Origin of the sequence: Acinetobacter sp. 1130196 (genome assembly GCF_000588095.1) — a bacterium.
In the GTDB taxonomy this organism is placed as follows: domain Bacteria; phylum Pseudomonadota; class Gammaproteobacteria; order Pseudomonadales; family Moraxellaceae; genus Acinetobacter; species Acinetobacter nosocomialis.
The window spans coordinates 1-3,126 of sequence record NZ_JFWX01000093.1 but is presented as its reverse complement, the minus strand read 5'-3'; the positions used below and the strand labels follow the sequence as shown (position 1 = coordinate 3,126).

At 34.8% G+C, this 3,126-nt stretch carries 4 protein-coding genes; 3 read left to right on the top strand and 1 reads right to left on the bottom strand.

Annotated features, from left to right (window positions below):
- Nucleotides 1-801, top strand: a protein-coding gene (locus J671_RS25700) for an IS5-like element ISAba27 family transposase (RefSeq protein ID WP_152534347.1) whose coding sequence is annotated in 2 segments (ribosomal slippage) — nt 1-359 and nt 361-801 — 800 coding nt annotated over the 2 segments. Because the reading frame shifts where the segments join, the coding sequence is not laid out codon by codon here. This gene is flagged as partial in the annotation.
- Between the two features lie 76 nt (nt 802-877).
- On the opposite strand, the gene J671_RS24310 is transcribed toward J671_RS25700, so the two are convergent.
- Nucleotides 878-1,438 carry a TetR/AcrR family transcriptional regulator gene (locus tag J671_RS24310; protein ID WP_004887894.1) on the bottom strand — a complete coding sequence of 187 codons (561 nt, stop codon included), beginning with the start codon at nt 1,436-1,438 and terminating at the stop codon, nt 878-880.
- A gap of 408 nt (nt 1,439-1,846) precedes the next feature.
- Here J671_RS24310 and J671_RS24305 point away from each other — a divergent pair, with 408 nt between their 5' ends.
- Complete coding sequence (locus J671_RS24305) at nt 1,847-2,356, top strand: helix-turn-helix domain-containing protein (protein WP_004886316.1); 510 nt, start codon at nt 1,847-1,849, stop codon at nt 2,354-2,356.
- Nucleotides 2,357-2,388: 32 nt separating this feature from the next.
- The coding region (locus tag J671_RS26030; protein ID WP_228132371.1) for an IS3 family transposase at nt 2,389-3,126 on the top strand (738 nt) is incomplete at its 3' end.

Sequence of the window (3,126 nt, the reverse complement as noted above, 5' to 3'; positions counted from 1 at the left end):
GTTTTTCAGATTCTGAATTCCAGCGCTTGGTTGGTGTACCTCGACCAGTTTTTAGTGAAATGATCGAAGTTTTAAAAGAAGTAGAATCACTTAAAAAGAAATCTGGGCGTCCTCATACTTTAGCTATAGAGGATCAATTATTATTAACACTCAATTACTTACGGAATTACAGCACTCAATTGGAGTTGGCTGCAAATTACCATATCGCTGAAAGTAATGTGAATCGAACCATTAAAAAGGTTGAAGATGCATTGATGAAATCAAGACGGTTTACTCTGCCAAAACGAAGCATTACCACAGCAGACGAACAGTTTAACTGGGTCATTATTGATGCGACAGAATGTTCAATAGAACGTCCGAAAAAAAAATCAGAGTAAGTTCTACAGTGGTAAAAAGAAGAAACATACGCTAAAAGCACAAGTGATCTATCATCCGAACAGCAAACAAATCATAGGGCTAGATATATCGAATGGCAGTCAGCATGACATTAAATTGGCAAGAAGAACGGTTAAAAAATTCAAACATTGTAAATATGTTATGACCGATTTAGGGTACTACGGATTAGAGCAAGATGGCTTTAAATTATTGATGCCAATAAAGAAAAAGAAGAATTTACCCTTATTTGATGTTGAGAAAAAGTACAATAAAATGATTGGAAAAATACGAGTTGTGATCGAACATATTAATAGTCAATTGAAAACATTTAGAATATTAAGTGAACGCTATCGAAATAGACGGAAAAGATTCGGTTTACGCATTAACTTAATCGCTGCACTGGTAAATCGGATGAACTTGCAATAACGACTTTCGCAAGAGGTCTAATTTAGAAATTTTAAATTATAATTAGAAACAATTTTTAACATTTCTTAACACTCCTTTAAGTCTGACTAAAATGTATTAAAACTCGCTCAATTCTTCCTTCTCTTACATCTGAATTATCTGAACTTAAAAGCTGAATAATGGCGCCTTCAATCATATATAAAAACAATTTGGCATCATGAAATGAAGCATCAGTGTTAACTATTCTAAGCTGGCTATAAATTTCATTGGTCAGCCAAGTTCTGTATTTAATAGCGATTTGGTAAGCGTTTGAATAAGTATTCTTAGTTTCAAAAATGGCTTTAAATAATAGATAGTACGGCCCTTCTAAATCGATATGTAAGTTATATAGTTTGTTGAGTTTATCTGTCACGCTTGTGTTGTGGTCATATTCAACCATTGCAACAACTTTGTCTTGTAGCCGTTCTTTTTGTACTAGTAGACAGATTTCAATAAACCGCGCTTTAGACTGAAAATAATGATAAAAAGTCATTTTTGTAATTTCAGACTCTTTCACAATTCTATCTACACCGACGAGATGGAATCCGTGATGATGAAATAAATCAATTCCCTTATTTACAACTTTTAAAGCACGTGTAGAAAGTACTAAAGGTGACATAGTTTTACCGTTATAAATTCTTGTTGTTTCTAAATGAGATACTTTTTTGGGAGAAAAAAGGCACAGCAAAGCCGTAAAGACTGTGCTTGGCACATCTCAAGTTTTATTGTTGATACAAATTTTTGAGCCGTAATGACTTAAAGTCTGAAAACCCAAAAGGCTATCAAACTGTTTAAAGATGATTTAAGTGGTGTCGTTATAGCTTTTGGCATAGGCTGCCAAGAAATAATGGATGTGCAAAGCCAACTCCTTTTTATTGGGAGTTCTGCCAGACATTAAAATTATGGTGGCAGAACGAAAGGGGGTTAGCAGACTGGCCGAAAAAACCCAGCACACCCGAAGGTGTCCCCCTCCCGTTCTGAACTGCACCCCATAAGTTAGACTTTTTAAACTTATGAGGTGTGCCCTATGCCAATTCCGAAGCATTCAAAAGAGTTAAAATTAAAAGTCATTCAAGCTTATTTAGATGGAAGTAAAGGATATAAAATCCTTTCACAAGAATTTAATGTTGATCTCCAAACCATCCGCTTATGGATTGAAAACTATAAGGCACAAGGTGAAGATGGCCTGAATGTTAAAACTAAAAAAACCTACTACTCTTCCGAATTTAAAATCAAGGCTGTACAAATGCTTCTTGATAAGATACCGGTAAGAGAAGTTAGAAGACGGTTAAATCTGAGCGGGACGTCAATTTTAAGAAGGTGGCTCGCTCAGTATCATAAAGAAGGGATTGCCGGGTTTAATACTACGAGGATTTATACCAATATGGTTAAACAACATAAAACCAAAATAACTAAACCTATAAAAGAAGACAAAGATAAATCTCAACAGGAGCTCATTGATGAAGTGACTGCTTTACGAGCAGAGGTTGCCTTTTTAAAAAAGCTAAAAGCCTTAAAACTGAAGCAACGTACTTAAATACACTTTGTACTGCAGACACTGTTCAGGTTATTTCAGAATTAAGGCAAATTTATCCATTAAAACTCTTACTCAGTATTGCAAAGATTGCTCGTAGTACTTATTTCTATCACATGAAAGCTGTACGCTCTAATGACAAATATACTGAGTTAAAACAGCAGATTAAGTCCATATATCACAAGCATAAGGGATGCTATGGCTATCGTAGAATTACTCTTGCCCTGAAAAGTACAGGAATAATAATCAACCATAAATGTGTATATCGCCTTATGAAAACCATGGGACTTAAATCACGTATCAGAGCATTGAAATATCGCTCATATAAAAGTGGTTGTGTCGGGACGGTGGCTGATAACATTATGCAACGGCAATTTAAAGCGAACCATCCCAACCAGAAATGGGCAACTGATGTGACGGAATTTAATGTTAACGGTGAAAAACTTTATCTATCACCAATTATAGATTTGTTTAATGGGGAAATTATTACTTTCCGGATCCAACGTAAACTCAATTATGAGTTAGTGAAAGATATGCTCATTCATGCCTTAGCTAAACTTAAGCGACATGAGAAACCAATTCTCCATTCAGATCAAGGATGGCAATATCAAATGGCTCATTACCAACAGCAATTAAAGCAACATGGTTTAATTCAAAGTATGTCTCGTAAAGGAAATTGCTTAGATAATGCTGTAATAGAAAGCTTCTTTGGAATATTAAAATCGGAATGCTTTCATGGAGAAAAATTTCAATCAATTGATGAATTAGAGAAA